15 protein-coding genes are annotated in these 14,838 nt (G+C 67.2%); 9 read left to right on the forward strand and 6 right to left on the reverse strand.

Annotation, left to right across the window (positions count from 1 at the left end; all coding sequences use genetic code 11):
- Positions 1–31: 31 nt before the first annotated feature.
- Positions 32–1,087 (reverse strand): alpha/beta fold hydrolase, encoded by a 1,056-nt coding sequence (locus tag ACCQ01_RS20845; protein WP_372358831.1) that lies wholly within the window; start codon positions 1,085–1,087, stop codon positions 32–34.
- Positions 1,088–1,241: 154 nt separating this feature from the next.
- Between ACCQ01_RS20845 and ACCQ01_RS20850 the strand changes: the two genes are divergently transcribed.
- On the forward strand, positions 1,242–2,219 hold the full coding sequence (locus ACCQ01_RS20850; protein WP_372358832.1) for a LysR family transcriptional regulator: 978 nt from the start codon (positions 1,242–1,244) through the stop codon (positions 2,217–2,219).
- Between the two features lie 150 nt (positions 2,220–2,369).
- Here ACCQ01_RS20850 and clsB read toward each other — a convergent pair whose 3' ends face one another.
- The 5 genes from clsB to ACCQ01_RS20875 all read right to left on the reverse strand — a co-directional run bounded on the left by clsB (position 2,370) and on the right by ACCQ01_RS20875 (position 7,750).
- Positions 2,370–3,494: a cardiolipin synthase ClsB gene (gene clsB, locus ACCQ01_RS20855; protein WP_503257152.1), complete on the reverse strand. Its 1,125-nt coding sequence runs from the start codon at positions 3,492–3,494 to the stop codon at positions 2,370–2,372.
- Between the two features lie 38 nt (positions 3,495–3,532).
- Positions 3,533–4,267 carry an endonuclease/exonuclease/phosphatase family protein gene (locus tag ACCQ01_RS20860; protein WP_228434023.1) on the reverse strand — a complete coding sequence of 245 codons (735 nt, stop codon included), beginning with the start codon at positions 4,265–4,267 and terminating at the stop codon, positions 3,533–3,535.
- 207 nt (positions 4,268–4,474) lie between these two features.
- Positions 4,475–5,671, reverse strand: a complete 1,197-nt coding sequence (locus ACCQ01_RS20865) for an MFS transporter (RefSeq protein WP_228434022.1) — start codon at positions 5,669–5,671, stop codon at positions 4,475–4,477.
- Positions 5,672–6,454: 783 nt separating this feature from the next.
- A complete protein-coding gene (locus tag ACCQ01_RS20870; RefSeq protein ID WP_372358833.1) occupies positions 6,455–6,823 on the reverse strand; it encodes a hypothetical protein in 369 nt (122 codons plus the stop codon).
- Positions 6,824–6,856: 33 nt separating this feature from the next.
- On the reverse strand, positions 6,857–7,750 hold the full coding sequence (locus tag ACCQ01_RS20875; protein ID WP_228432749.1) for a LysR family transcriptional regulator: 894 nt from the start codon (positions 7,748–7,750) through the stop codon (positions 6,857–6,859).
- A gap of 313 nt (positions 7,751–8,063) precedes the next feature.
- Between ACCQ01_RS20875 and ACCQ01_RS20880 the strand changes: the two genes are divergently transcribed.
- The 8 genes from ACCQ01_RS20880 to ACCQ01_RS20915 all read left to right on the forward strand — a co-directional run bounded on the left by ACCQ01_RS20880 (position 8,064) and on the right by ACCQ01_RS20915 (position 14,685).
- A complete protein-coding gene (locus tag ACCQ01_RS20880; protein ID WP_228432750.1) occupies positions 8,064–9,335 on the forward strand; it encodes an allantoate amidohydrolase in 1,272 nt (423 codons plus the stop codon).
- Positions 9,325–10,581, forward strand: coding sequence for a pyridoxal-phosphate-dependent aminotransferase family protein (locus ACCQ01_RS20885; protein WP_115572100.1), 1,257 nt, complete (start codon positions 9,325–9,327; stop codon positions 10,579–10,581). Before ACCQ01_RS20880 ends, ACCQ01_RS20885 begins: the two co-directional genes overlap by 11 nt.
- A complete protein-coding gene (gene puuE, locus ACCQ01_RS20890; RefSeq protein ID WP_228432751.1) occupies positions 10,578–11,468 on the forward strand; it encodes an allantoinase PuuE in 891 nt (296 codons plus the stop codon). The genes ACCQ01_RS20885 and puuE overlap by 4 nt, the downstream gene beginning before the upstream one ends.
- The gene (hpxZ, locus tag ACCQ01_RS20895) at positions 11,465–11,860 is read left to right on the forward strand and encodes an oxalurate catabolism protein HpxZ (RefSeq protein ID WP_228432752.1); all 396 of its coding nucleotides are present in this window, start codon (positions 11,465–11,467) and stop codon (positions 11,858–11,860) included. Before puuE ends, hpxZ begins: the two co-directional genes overlap by 4 nt.
- On the forward strand, positions 11,857–12,348 hold the full coding sequence (gene uraD, locus ACCQ01_RS20900) for a 2-oxo-4-hydroxy-4-carboxy-5-ureidoimidazoline decarboxylase (RefSeq protein ID WP_076038125.1): 492 nt from the start codon (positions 11,857–11,859) through the stop codon (positions 12,346–12,348). Before hpxZ ends, uraD begins: the two co-directional genes overlap by 4 nt.
- A complete protein-coding gene (gene hpyO / locus ACCQ01_RS20905; RefSeq protein ID WP_228432753.1) occupies positions 12,345–13,766 on the forward strand; it encodes an FAD-dependent urate hydroxylase HpyO in 1,422 nt (473 codons plus the stop codon). Before uraD ends, hpyO begins: the two co-directional genes overlap by 4 nt.
- Positions 13,736–14,095 (forward strand): hydroxyisourate hydrolase, encoded by a 360-nt coding sequence (gene uraH / locus ACCQ01_RS20910; RefSeq protein WP_228432754.1) that lies wholly within the window; start codon positions 13,736–13,738, stop codon positions 14,093–14,095. Before hpyO ends, uraH begins: the two co-directional genes overlap by 31 nt.
- A gap of 116 nt (positions 14,096–14,211) precedes the next feature.
- Positions 14,212–14,685: a YehS family protein gene (locus ACCQ01_RS20915; protein ID WP_040940393.1), complete on the forward strand. Its 474-nt coding sequence runs from the start codon at positions 14,212–14,214 to the stop codon at positions 14,683–14,685.
- The last annotated feature ends 153 nt before the right edge of the window (positions 14,686–14,838 follow it).

A 14,838-nucleotide genomic window follows, 5' to 3' on the forward strand; every position in this document is an offset into this window, starting at 1 on the left:
CAACCGAAGCCGCACGCAGACGCATCCCCGTCTAGCCCACGACGCGCGGCAGCCGCTCCAGGAAATCGCCGATGTGCTGCGCAATCTCCACCGCGTGCGTCTCAAGCGCGAAGTGGCCGGCGTCGAGTAGATGCACTTCGGCGTTTGGCAGATCCTTGCGATAGGCGTGTGCGCCTGCGGGAATGAAGGCCGGGTCGTGCTTGCCCCACACTGCAAGCAGCGGTGGCTGCTGGGCGCGGAAATACGCGTGGAATGCGTCGTAGGCGGCCACATTGCTGCGGTAGTCCAGGATCAGGTCGAGCTGGATCTCTTCGGCACCCGGGCGCGCCATGTAGGCGATATCCAGCGTATAGCCGTCCGGCGACAGCCTGGCCGGATCGGCGCCGGTGCCGTACTGCCAGTCGCGGATGGTCTGCGGCGACAACGACGCGCGGCAGGCCTCGCGATGGGCGGGCGTGGGGTCACGCCAGTACGCTTGCCAGGGCCCCCATTCGTCGCTGAAGCCTTCCAGATAGGCGTTGCCGTTCTGGCTGATGATGGCGCTGATCTTGTGCGGATTGGCCGCAGCCAGACGCAACCCAATCGGCGCACCGTAGTCGAACACGTACAGGCTGTAGCGTGCGAGCCCGAGCGCTTCGGTAAAGCCTTCGATCACCTTGTAGAGCTGCTCGAAGGTGTACGCAAACTCCCCGCGCGGGGGCGCCTGGGTATTGCCGAACCCCGGCAGATCCGGCGCGATCAGGCGATACCGGCTGGCCAGCAGCGGCATCAGGTCGCGGAACATATGGCTGGCACTAGGGAAGCCGTGCAACAGCAACAGCACCGGTGCGTCCTTGGGGCCGGCCTGGCGATAAAACACCTCCACATCGCCCACCTGCTGGGTATGGAAGGTGACGCGTGGGGTGGCGTTGCTGGACATGGAGAGTTCCTTGGTGGTCGAAGAGGTGGAAGCCGCGGTAGTGGTACTCACGGCGCCGGCGCCCAAGGCAACAGCGGTCCCGACCGCATGTGCGAGTAGCTGGCGCCGCTTGAGATCCGGCGCGGTGATGGCGGGCGCGGCAGCGGCAGATGTGGGGAGTTGCGTCATGACGGTCCGGGCGGTGAACAGGCGGCAATGCTAGGCCTGGCCGCCAATGCGTAGAACCAACCTGGCGCTCAATTCACCATTGCGCCCGCTGCAACGCGGCGATGCGTCAGCATGCGAAACGGCGGGGAATGATCGCCGGGCAAACCAGTGCCCCATGCGCCGGTGGATACTGTGCACTTCACCCAGGCACAGCGCACCGATGGACCGTATCCAGGAAATGACGTTGTTCGCCGCCCTGGCCGAGGACAGCAGCTTTGCCGGCGTGGCGCGGCGGCTCGGGCTATCCACCGCGACGGTCACGCGCACCATCGCGCAACTGGAGAGCCGCCTCGGCGTGCTGCTGGTCGTACGCACCACGCGCAGCATGCGACTCACCGATGCCGGCCAGCAGTTCGCCGCGGACTGCCGGCGCCTGCTCGCCGAACTTGAAGAGATGGAAGGCCGCGCCAGCGGGCTGCATGCAACCCCGAGCGGCCTGCTCACCGTCACCGCGCCGCAGATGTTTGGTGCGCTGCATGTCACGCCGGTACTGACGCGGTTTCTTGCGATGTATCCGTCCATCGCGATCCGCGCGGTGATGGTGGACCGCGTGGTGCCGCTACTGGAAGAAGGCATCGACGTGGCGGTGCGCATCGGCACGCTGCAGGATTCGGGCTTGACCGCCATCCCGGTCGGCAGCGTGCGGCGCATGGTGGTTGCCTCCCCGGGCTATCTGGCCGCACACGGCACGCCGCAGCATCCAGACGCGCTGCGCACGCACGCCACCATCTCGACCTCCGCCGCAGAACGCGCGCACAAATGGCCGTTCCAGATCGACGGCACCGCGCATCTGGTCACTGTGGAGTCGCGACTCACCGTCAGCGCGTTCAATGCTGCGATCGGCGCAGCACTGCAAGGCTGGGGGCTGACGCAAGCGCCGTCGTACCAGGTGCGTGCTCACCTGCAAGCAGGCACGCTGTGCAGCGTGCTGGATGCGTTCGAGATCGCCCCCGAACCGGTGCACGTGGTGTATCTGGCCGGCCGCCGTGGTTCCTCCAAAGTGCGCAGCTTCGTGGAGGCCTGCGTGACCTCGCTGCGACAGGATTTGGGCTTCGACCAACGTACAGAGCAGGTAGCGTCATCGCAACGGTGATGCGCGCTTCCAGATAGATCGCGGTACATGCCGATGCACCAAATAATCGACACGTGCCCGCGTCTTCACCAATGCAGGGGTTACCCTCGAACGATCACAGCCGTCGTTCCAGGCAGGCACGCGCCCGGCCGATGTGGGCAATGCATCAGCTCATGCAAGCTGGCCACGCAGGTGGCGCGCCCATCGCGGAAAATGGCGCATCACATGGAACAGCAATGGCCGTATCAGCAGCTCCCAGAAGCGGCTGCGTGGAACGTGTGCCGGCTCCACGCGCTGGCAGTGATGGGTCATCAACCGTTGCAGGCGCTCACGCAAGACCTTTGCGAAGGCATGGTCGCGTACCAGCACGTTCGCCTCCAGGTTCAGTGCCAGGCTCAGTGGATCGAGGTTGCTGGAACCGACCGTACTCCAATGCCCATCGATCACCGCAACCTTGCCATGGAACGGCCGCTCGCAGTACTCGAAGACCTGCACACCGGCAGCGAGCAGCTGGCGGTACAGCAAGCGCGCCGCCAACAAGGCAAGCGGGGTGTCGGGTTGTCCCTGCACGATGAGGCGCACCTGGACGCCGCGCCGCGCGGCCGCACACAGATCACGCAGACATCCGTAGCCCGGGAAGAAGTACGCGTTGGCGATGATGATTTCCTGCCGCGCATCGTCAAATGCCTGCCGGTACGCCTGTTCGATGCTGCGCGTGCGTGAGCCGCTGTCACGCGCGATAAAGCAGACCTCTCCGCTCTCGGCCGCTATTGATGCGGGCGATGACGGATCCGGCGTCCAGCCCTCGCCGGTCCCACTGCCACGCGCGGCCTGCTGCATGAAGGCGGCGATATCACACACCACCGGCCCCTGCAGCTCGATGGCGTAATCCTGCTTGCCCTGCGGCCCCGACCCGGCCAGTTGATCGGCCGAATAATTGATGCCGCCGACGAAGGCAATGGCCTGGTCGACGACGAGCAGCTTGCGATGCAGGCGGCGGAACACATTGACGCGTCTGCGCAGCGGCGTGGGCTCCGGGTCGAACAGGCGCAGCTGCACGCCTGCCTCGGCAAGGTCGCGTACGTACTGCGCGGACAATGCGCGCGAGCCGAATGCATCCACCAGCAGGTGCACCCGCACACCACGCTGTGCCGCGTCGATCAGGTGCTGCTGCAATCGCAGGCCCACCGCATCCTCGAACAGGATGAACGTTTCCAGCAGAATCTCGTCTTGCGCGGCGGCGATCACCTGGTAGATGCGTGCGAAGTAGTCCTCGCCATTTTCCAGCAGGCGCATGCGATGCCCTTGGCGCCAGCAGAGCGCGGGCTGCCGGCTCATGGCGCGATACTCGCCAATAACGGCAGATGATCGGAGAGCCGCGACCACGGCGGACCGGACAAGACGCGCGCCTGCACCACCCGCAGATTGCGCAGATAGATGCGGTCCAGCGGCAAGATGGGAAAGCGCGACGGAAAGCTGCGTGCCACGCGCCCGTGCATGCATTCGACGGCCTCGACCAGACCACAGCGTGCAAGCAGCGGATGGCCGCGCCCCCGCCAGTCGTTGAAGTCGCCCGCCACCACGACCGGCGCATCGGCCGGGAGCGCAGCCACGCGCGCGCATAGCAGGCCGATCTGCTGCTGCCGGTGCGCCTCGTGCAAGCCGAGGTGCACGCAGAACACGTGTAGCTCCTCCGACCAGCCCGGCACCTGCAGCACCGAGTGCAGCACCCCCCGTGGCTCGTGGCCGGGCACGGACACATCGTGATTGGCGAAACTTGAGATAGGAAACTTCGACAACACCGCGTTGCCATGGTGCCCGTGCGGATACACCGCATTGCGCCCATAGGAGAACTGCGGCCACAGCGTTTCCGCGAGATATTCGTAATGCGCTACGGCAGGCCACTGCGCGTGTCGCCGGGCGTGCAGCGCGTGTTCGCCCAGGACTTCCTGCAGGCACACGATCTCGGCGCAGACCTCGCGAATGGCCTCACGCAACGCGGCAAGAATGAAGCGCCGCTTGAGCAGGTCAAAGCCCATGTGGGCATTGAGGGTCAGGACATTGATCAACGGATGTCAGTTGCGTGGGGCTGACAACCGATTGTGCCGATGGCGTGTTCAGTGCGTGTGTGAGCGTGCGGCTGGCGTTGCGCCAGCGACCGCTCGGCCTCCTTTGAGTCAGTACCTGTGCGGATGTGACGGATCGGCTCGCTTTGGTCGATCTCTCCGCTGTTTGGCGCTGATTTGGACGCAGCCAGTCTACCTAGCGCATCGCGGTCAAGGCTGCAACCGCGCACCACTACCTGCCACCAACGATGCAGCCAACAGCAGCACGCTGGCACCGATGAAGGTGGCGGCGATGGAGACGTGATCCAGCAGCACGCCGCCCAGTGCGCCACCGAGCATGATGGCCAGCTGGATGGCGGCCACCATCAGGCCGCCACCGGGTTCCGGTGCATCTTTGATGCAGCGGCTCAGCCAGGTGGACCACGCCACCGGTAGTGCCGAATTGAGCGTACCCCACGCAATCATCGCGATTGCAACGCCCCACAGCAGATGGCTGGTCAGCAGCATCGCCAGGGTGGCCACGCCCAACGCCACCGGCAGCACGGTGAGCAGACTGAACAAGCGCTTCGGCAGCAGGGCCGTGGCGGCATAGGTGCCGGCAAAACCGGCCAGGCCCAGCCCGAGCAGCAGCAACGACAAGTGCGACACATCCACGTGCGCGGCGTTCTCCAGGAACGGGCGGAAATAGGTAAACGCAGAGAACGCACCGGCGAAGCCCAACATGATCGCCAGCATCGCGCGCGCCACGTAGCGACGCTTGAGCAATGCGGCGATGCTGCCCAGCGAGGTGCCACCCTGCGCAGGCAAGGATGGCAGGCTGCGCCACTGCCAGACGATGGTCAGCGCCACCAACGGCACCATGCCCCAGAACACGCCACGCCAGCCGATCACCGCGCCCAGATAGCTACCCAACGGCGCGGCAAATGCGGTCGCCACCGCGTTGCCGATGTAGACGATGCCCAGCGCCTTGGGTACCGCCTCTTCCGGCATCATGCGCATCACCGTGGCGGTGGCCAGTGCCCAAAAACCACCGATGGTGATCCCCAGCAGCGCACGCGCCGCCATCAACATGCCGAACGAATGGGCATTGGCGATCAGCAACAACGAAAGCAACATCACCGCGCTCAGGCTGATCAGCACATGCCGGCGATTGAAGCGCGACGTGAGTGGCGCGATGAGCAGGCTGGCCAGCACCGCAAACAACCCCGAGATGGAGATGGCCTGTCCGGCCATGCCGGCGGTGGCATGCAGATCGGCCGCGATCGGCGTGAGCAGGCTGACCGGCATGAACTCGGAGGCGATCAACAACGCCACGCACAACGACAACGAGCCCACCGCACTCCAGGTCTGGCGGCTGGCGCTGGGCACAGCGCGCACGGCGGCGGAAGCAGTGGATGCGGAAGACATGCAGGATCCTTTGAAGACTGGAACGGGAGAGCGCCACTGCGCTTTAGCGCCGCACATGACGGCGTGGGAGTACCGAGCTGTGGCGTATGCATACGCTGCGCCGTGAGGCATTGTTCTGAAGAAGTCACGGTTGGCGCATAGCGCCCACGCCGCAACGCACGCAGCGTTGCAAGCCTCAACAAGGGCAACGCCAGGCTGCGCAGCGTACGCAGAATGGCCAGTGCGATAAAGCTGGGCAAGCCGCATGGGCTTATGAGCGCTGTTCATTGGCTCGTGTGCGTTCCCGCTGCCTGGCCGTCTGCGGCATCTGTCTACTCAGGCACGGGCGGAGGTCATGCGCCCGGTGCGGAACGCGGCACCGGCTGGCCACGCACATGCCCTCCGTAGGAGCGCGCTTGCGCGCGATGGGGTGTTACCGGGACAGCTTCATCGCGCGCAAACGCGCTCCTACGTGATGTGTGCCGCCATCACGGACGGCGGCCACAGTCACGCATTCAACACCTCCGCCAAACAGTCGAATCTGCGGCGCCTGGTCTGATGTCCCGGCACTCCCGCACGCGTCGGCGGTCGTAGGAGCGCGCTTGCGCGCGATGGGCGTCACCGCGACAGCTTCATCGCGCGCAAGCGCGCTCCTACATGATGTGCTCCGCCGTCACGGATGGCAGTCACAGTCACGCGTGCAACGCCTCCGCTAAACAGGCAAAGCTGCGGCGCCTGGTCTGATGTCACGACACTCCCACACGCGTCGGCGGTCGTAGGAGTGCGCTTGCGCGCGATGGGGCGTCACCGCGACAGCTTCATCGCGCGCAAGCGCGCTCCTACATGCTGTGTGCCGCCGTCACGGATGGCGGTCACAATCACGCATACGACACCTCTGCCAAACAGGCGAATCTGTTGTGGCTGGTCTGATGTCACGACACTTCCGCACGCGTCGGCGGTCGTAGGAGCGCGCTTGCGCGCGATGGGGCGTTGCCGGGACAGCTTCTTCGCGCGCGAGCGCGCTCCTACGTGGTGTGCGATGACGACAGCGTTGGTGTAGTCCGGCCTATCGCGCACCGCGCCGCCGAGAAAGTCGGTGGCAATGGCGCCGGGCGCCACCGTGTTGGCCGTGATACTGCGTGGGCCCAGCTCCCTGGCCAGATACACGGTCACCATTTCGACCGCGTCCCAACACAAGCGCAACCCTCAGCCCTTATGCCGCAGCGCCTCCAGTACCAGGTTGAACGCGGGCGAGGAATGCCGGCGGCTGGGGTAGAACGCGTGCAGGCCGGGCCAGGTGGGTGACCAGTCCTTCATCACCCAGCGCAGCCGCCCGGCCTTGATGTGCGGCCGGGCCAGGTCTTCCTGCACAAAGGCAATGCCGAACCCCTGCAGCGCCGCATCCAGCGCTTCGTAGATGCTGTTGAAGGTGAGCTGGCCCTCCACGCGCACCGCGATCTCGCGGCCGTCCTTTTCCAGTTCCCAGGCGTAGATGCCGCCGGCGCTGGTCATGCGCAGGTTGATGCACAGGTGCGCGGTGAGATCCTGCGGGGTCTTGGGCAGCGGCCGGCGTTCCAGATAGGCGGGCGAGGCGATCAATGCCATGCGCATGTCCGGCGCGATGCGCGCGGCGATCATGTCTTTTTCCACCTGGTCGCCCAGGCGCACGCCGAGATCGTAACGGTCGGCCACGATGTCGGTCAGGCCGTTGTCCACCACCAGTTCCACCTTGATGTCCGGGTACTGGCGCAGCAGCACCGCCAGCTTGGGCCACAGGATTTCGCGCGCGGCATAGTCGGTGGCGGTGATGCGCACACTACCGGCCGGGGTGTCGCGCATCTCACTCAGCGCCGACAGCGCCTCTTCGATCTCGGCAAAGCGCGGCGCCACCGTCTGGATCAGGCGCTCGCCCGCCTCGGTCGGCGCCACGCTGCGGGTGGTGCGGGTGAGCAGGCGCAAGCCAAGCGTCGCCTCCAGGCCGCGGATGGTGTGGCTGAGCGCCGACTGCGACACCCCCAGCTTTGCCGCGGCCCGGGTGAAGCTGCCTTGTCGCACGATGGCGATCAGCGCCAGCAGGTCCTTGAAATTATCGCGCGCCATTGGTGAATCCGATTCATGCCCCGCACCGACTGTAACAGTCCGGCAATGGGCCTGACACGCCCGGTTGGCTATGTGCGCAGCACGGGATTCGGCCACTGCATGCTCCCGCGCTTCTCTGTGCAGGTGCTCGCTCCAGGCCCGTCGCATTTTTTGCAACGCCAACCTCGAAAAAAACCGCTTTGGGGCGACACGACCGCGTTCGTATAGTCGAGACGCCCCTCCCGCCCCGCAACACGGGCCACGACATCGAGCACGCAGACATGCCCCAGCCCACCGCTGCGTTTGCCCTGTCCCACCACTGCCGGATCACCGCATGCTGAGTGCGGTAGCCAGCAACGCCCCCGTTGCCTCCGGCGCACGGGCCGTGGCGCGCTGTGATGCGCTGGGCGTGGCGCCCTTCAGCGACACCCCCACCGGTCTGTTCCGCAGCTGGCTCAGCCCGGCGCATCGCGCCACCACCGAGCAGGTGGGCGCGTGGATGCGCCAGGCCGGCATGCAGGTGCGCCTGGATGCGGCCGCCAATCTGGTCGGGCGCTACGAAGGCGCGCATGCGCACGCACCGGCGCTGTTGATCGGCAGCCACCTGGACAGCGTGCGCGCGGCCGGGCGCTATGACGGCCCGCTGGGCGTGCTGCTCGGCATCGAATGCGTGGCCGCGCTGCACGCACAAGGGCGCCGGCTGCCGTTTGCGATCGAAGTCGTTGGGTTCGGCGATGAAGAAGGCTCGCGCTTTCCGGCATCGATGTTCTGTAGCCGCGCGGTGGCCGGCACGCTGGATGCGGCCGCCCTGGCCGTGCGCGATCCAGACGGCGTCGACGTGGCCACCGCGCTGGCCGCGTGGGGCCTGGACGCCGCACGTCTACATGAAGCCGCGCGCGTGCCGGGCAGCGTGCTGGCGTATCTGGAAACGCATATCGAACAAGGCCCGGTGCTGGAAGCCGCACAGCTGCCGGTTGGCATCGTCACCGGCATCGCCGCGCAACGGCGCTTCCGGCTGCGCTTCGACGGCCGCGCCGGCCACGCCGGCACCACCACCATGGCGCTGCGCCGCGACGCCTTGAGCGCGGCGGCCGAAGCGCTGCTGATGATCGAGCAGATTGCGCGCAGTGGCGGCGACGATCTGGTTGCCACCGTTGGCAAGCTGGAGGTCGCCCCTGGCGCCATCAACGTGGTGCCCGGCCGCGTGGACTGCACGCTGGACGTGCGCGCCGGCGATGACCACCGCCGCGACGCTGCAGTGGCGCAGATCGAACGCGCCCTGGAGCAGGTGGCCGCCGCGCGCGGCGTTGCCATCGCCGTCGAGCCGCTGCAAGCACTGGCGGCCAGCCCTTGCGCGCCGGCATTGATCGCCCGCCTGACGCAAGCGGTCGCCGCGCAGGGCATCACACCACGGCCGCTGGTCTCCGGTGCCGGGCACGATGCCATGGTGATGGCGGCGCTCTGCCCCACCGCGATGCTGTTCGTGCGCTGCGCCGGCGGCATCAGCCATCATCCGGACGAACACGTCGACCCGGCCGATGCCGAGGTCGCCCTGGCGGTGATGCGCCATTTCATCGAACACTTCGGAGCTCCCATTGGCACCTGACCTGCGCCACCTGCACACTTTCGGCGAACTGGATCCGCCGCAACGCCTGTTGATGGGCCCCGGTCCGGTCAATGCGCATCCACGCGTGCTGCGTGCGATGGCGGCCGACCTGCTGGGCCAGTTCGACCCGGAAATGACCACCTACATGAACGAGGTGATGGCGCTGTACCGCCCCTTGTTCGGCACCCAGAACCGCTGGACTTTTTTGGTCGATGGCACGGCCCGCGCCGGCATCGAAGCCGCGCTGGTGTCGCTGGTGCAGCCGGGCGACCGCGTGCTGGTGATCAACTTCGGCCGCTTTGGATTGTTGCTGACCGAAATCCTTGGCCGGCTCGGCGCCGAGGTCCACACCGTGGATGCACCGTGGGGCGAGGTGGTGCCGCTGGCGGCGATTGCCGAGGCGATCGCACGCGTGGCACCCAAGCTGGTGGCCACCGTGCACGGCGACACCTCCACCACCATGGCGCAGCCGTTGGATGGGCTGGGCGCGCTGTGCCGCGCAGCGGGCGCGCTGTCTTACGTAGACGCCACCGCCACCATCGGCGGCATGGACATCGCCAGCGACCGCTGGGATGTGGACGTGGTCACCGCAGGGCTGCAGAAATGCCTGGGCGGGCCGTCCGGCTCGGCGCCGATCACCGTCTCTGCCGCGGCAGCGGAGGCGATCTTTGCGCGGCGGCATGTCGAACGCGGCATCGTGCGCGAGGACATCGTCAACGGCAGCGGTCCACGCATCGCCTCCAATTATTTCGACCTGGCGATGATCATGGATTACTGGTCCGACAAGCGCCTCAATCACCACACCGAAGCCACCACCATGCTGTACGGCGCGCGCGAATGCGCACGCGTGGCCTTGCAGGAAGGCCTGGAGGCGCGCTACGCGCGGCATGCGGCTGCCGGCCGCGCGGTCAGCGCCGGCGTGCGCGCACTGGGGCTGGAAGTGTTCGGCGACGATGCGCACCGCATGAGCAATGTCACCGGCGTGGTGATCCCGCACGGCGTCGACAGTGAAGCGGTGCGCCGGCGCATGCGCGAGGATTTCGAAATCGAGATCGGCACTGCGTTCGGCCCGCTGCAAGGCAGGATCTGGCGCATCGGGGCGATGGGCTACAACGCGATGAAGCACAAGGTGCTGCTCACCCTGGCCGCGCTGGAAGCGGTGCTGCGCGCCGAGGGCTACGCGTGCACCCAAGGCCTGGCGGTCGAAGCCGCACGCGCCGCCTGGCATGCGGAGCCGGCTGCATGAGTGCGGCGCGCGACCTGGTCGGTTATGGCGCCACGCCGCCGCCGGCACAATGGCCAGGTAGCGCGCGCATCGCCGTGCAGTTCGTCATCAACTATGAAGAAGGCGCGGAAAACTGCGTGCTCAACGGCGATGCCGGTTCGGAAGCGTTCCTGTCGGAAATGGTCGGCGCGCCCTCGCATCCAGGCGTTCGCGCCATGGCGATGGAAAGCCTGTACGAATACGGCAGCCGCGCCGGGTTCTGGCGGCTGCATCGGCTGTTCAGCGCGCGCGGCGTGCCGGTCACCGTGTTCGGTGTCGCCACCGCGCTTGCTTCCAATCCCGAGGCGGTGGCGGCGATGCAATCGGCCGACTGGGAAATCGCCAGCCACGGGCTGCGCTGGATCGACTACCAGCACGTGGATGCAACCATTGAGCGCGCGCATCTGGCCGAGGCCATCGCCCTGCATACGCAAGTCACCGGCAGCCGCCCGCTTGGTTGGTATCAAGGCCGCACCAGCCCCAATACCGCGCGTCTGGTGGCCGAGGAGGGCGGTTTTGTCTACGACGCCGATAGCTATGCCGACGACGTGCCGTACTACGACCGGCGCCACTGCCGTGCGCAACTGATCGTGCCGTACACGCTCGATGTCAACGACATGAAATTCGTCGCCTATAACGGTTTTGCCGATGGCGAGCCGTTCTTCCGCTATCTGCACGACAGCTTCGAACAGCTGCGCAGCGAAGGCGGGCGCATGCTCTCCATCGGCCTGCACGGGCGCATCGTCGGCAAGCCGGCGCGTGCTGCGGCGCTGGCACGTTTTGTCGATCACGTGCTGGCCAGTGGCGATGCCTGGGTTGCACGCCGTATCGACATCGCGCGCCACTGGCTACAGGTGCACCCGGCATGAGCATCGACACGGCCAGCATCGATCTGCCGGAGGTGATCACCGAGGTCACCGCGGCGTTCCACGCGTATGAGCAGGCCTTGATGCACGACGATATCGCCGCGATGGATGCGCTGTTCCATGCCGCGCCAAGCACAGTGCGCTATGGCGTGGGCGAAGTGCTGTACGGCAGCGAGGCGATCCGTGCATTTCGCATCGGTCGTGGCGGCTCGCCGCAGCGCCAGCTCGTGCACGTTGCGGTGCACGGCTTCGGCCAGGATCTTGCCACCACGCATGCGGAATTCGTCCGCGAGGGCAGCACCGCGCACGGCCGCCAGAGCCAGACCTGGGTGCGCTTTACCGATGGCTGGAAAGTGGTGGCTGCGCACGTCTCGCTGCAAGGCAGCCACGCATGAGCGTGATCGATGCCAACGCGCTGGACACCGCCGCTTTCGTGGCGCGCTACCGCGCGCTGTTCGAACATTCGCCGTGGGTGGTCGAACGCGCTGCGCGCCGCCGCCCGTTCGACGATGTGTTTGGCGGATTGATGCAGGTGGTGTACGACGCCTCACCCGACGATCAGCTGGCGCTGATCCGCGCGCATCCGGAACTGGCCGGCAGGGCCGCAATCGACCGCACCCTCACCGCCGCCTCCGCCGCCGAGCAGGCCTCGGCCGGCCTGGACCGGCTCGACGAAGACGAATTCCACCGCTTCCACGCACTCAACCACGCCTACCGGCAGCGCTTTGGATTCCCCTTCGTGATCTGCGTGCGCCTGCAGGACAAGGCCGGAATCCTGGCCGAACTGCAGCGTCGCCTGGACGCATCACGCAACGACGAAATCGCCACCGCCCTCGCCGAGATCGGCAAGATCGTGCACCTGCGCCTGGAGGCATTGCCATGAGCCTGGCTCAACTCGAACACGCGCTGCAACACGACCTGCAACGCCTCGCCCACGGCGGCGAACCCTGGGTGCGCCCGCGCGTCCACCCGGCCGGCCATGTGTACGACGTGGTCATCGTCGGCGCCGGGCAGAGCGGCCTGGGCGCGGCCTTCGCCCTGCAACGCGAGCGCGTGCATAACGTGCTGGTGATCGACGAAAACCCGCCCGGGCAGGAAGGCCCCTGGATCACCTACGCACGCATGCAGACGCTGCGCACGCCCAAGCAGATCACCTCGATCGACCTGGGCGTGCCCACGCTCACCTTCCGCGCCTGGTGGGAAGCGCAGCACGGTGCCGCCGGCTGGGACGCACTGGACAAGATTCCGCGCGGCACCTGGATGGACTACCTGCGCTGGTACCGCGCGGCGCTGCGGCTGCCGGTGCGCAATGCCACCCAGCTGGTGCGCATCGAGCCAGACGCCGCGCCCGGCATCCATCGCCTGCACCTGGCGATGGGTGCGCCGCTGATGGCGCGCAAGATCATCCTGGCCACCGGCATCCAGGGCGGCGGCCAATGGCAGGTGCCGGAGTGGATCACCCAGGCCCTGCCGGCGCAGCGCTACGCGCATACCTCCGGGCCCATCGATTACGCCGCATTGGCCGGCAAGCGCGTGGGCATCCTGGGCGGCGGCGCCTCGGCGTTCGACAACGCCTGCTTCGCGCTGGACCAGGGCGTGGCGCGTGCGGAGGTGTTCGTGCGCCGTGCCGCGCTGCCGCGGGTCAACCCGATCCGCCACATGGAACAGGCCGGCATCATTCCGCGCTTCGCCGCCCTGCCCGACGCCGACAAGTACCGCATGATGGCCAGCTTCTTCGGCCGCAACCAACCGCCCACCAACGACACCTTCCAGCGTGCCTGCGCGCATGCCGGTTTTGCGCTGCACCTGGACGCGCCATGGCTGGGCGTGGAAGAACGCAACGACGCGGTGGTGGTGCGCACCCCGCAGGGCGAGCACCGCTTCGACTTCCTGGCCATCGCCACCGGCCTGGTCACCGACCCGCGGCTGCGCCCGGAGCTGGCCGCGCTGTCCGGGCGCATCGCCTGTTGGGCCGACCGCTACCAGGCCCCGCCCGGCCAGGCCAATCCGGTGCTGGACGCGCACCCCTACCTGGGCCCCGGATTCGAGCTGCTACCCCGCACGCCCGACGATGCCGCCGCGGTGCACGGGCTGTTCGCCTTCAACTATTCGGCGCTGATCAACCACGGCCTGTCCGCAGCGGCCTTGTCGGGGCTGAAAGTGGCGCTACCGCGGCTGGCACGCGCAGTGGCCGACCAGCTGTTTCTGGACGACCGCCAGGACATGGTCGAGGCTTACCTGGGCTACGACCAGGCCGAATTCATCGGCCAATGGCCGCAGCCGGCCCAGGCGGTGGCATGAGCACGCTCTCCACCCATGTGCTCGACACCGCCGCCGGCCGCCCGGCTGCGGGCGTCGCGCTGCGCCTGTTCGCCGGCGACACCCTGTGCCTGGAGGCGGCCACCGACACCGACGGGCGCTGCCCGGCCCTGGCCACGCTGCATCTGGCAGGGGGCCGCTACCGGCTGGAATTCGACGTGGCCGGCTACTGGCAGGCCAGCGGCACCGCGCTGGCCGACCCGCCGTTCCTGGAGATGGTGCCGATCGTCTTCAACCTGGGCGAGCATGGCCATTACCACGTGCCGCTGCTGCTGTCGCCTTACGGCTATTCCACCTATCGCGGCAGCTGATCTGCGCCGGTGTGGGCCGCGTCACCGGCGCAAGCGGCACCGACCACACGCCCGGTTTCACCGCGCGCCCGTAGAATGGCCGCTTTCCGGCACTGCGCCGGAGCTCCGGAACCGCCATGATTCACAACGATGTACTGCGCAGCATCCGCTACATGCTCGACCTCAGCGACGACAAGGTGGTGGAGATCGCCCAGCTGGCCGACCCCGCATTCGCGCTCGACAAGCCGCAAGTGCAGGCCTGGCTGAAGAAAGAAGACGAGCCCGGTTTCGAGCCCTGCACCGATGCGATGCTGGCGCGCTTTCTGGATGGCCTGGTGCTGCGCTTCCGCGGCCGCGACGAAAGCCAGCCGCCGCGCCCGCTGGAAACCCGCGTCGGCAACAACCTGGTGCTGAAGAAGCTGCGCGTAGCCTTCGAACTGAAGGACGTGGACATGCACGCCATCTTCGCCAACGCCGGCTTCCCGCTGTCCAAGCCGGAACTGTCGGCACTGTTCCGCCAACCCGGCCACAAGAACTTCCGCCCCTGCGGCGACCAGCTGCTACGCGCCTTCCTCAAGGGCCTCACCGCCCGCATGCGCGAAGCCGGGTAAGCCTCGACCAGCAGACGCCTGCTCAACCGGCAGGCGGCCGTTTGCGTGGAACCGGCATGGACGACGCGTACGTTCCGGTCCCTTCGCAGCATTGCACCATCTGACCGCCGCTGACGGCGTCTCGCGGCCGCCCCCAACGCGACCTGCCGTGCA

Origin of the sequence: Xanthomonas sp. NCPPB 4037, assembly GCF_041475695.2 — a bacterium.
Classification (GTDB): domain Bacteria; phylum Pseudomonadota; class Gammaproteobacteria; order Xanthomonadales; family Xanthomonadaceae; genus Xanthomonas; species Xanthomonas campestris.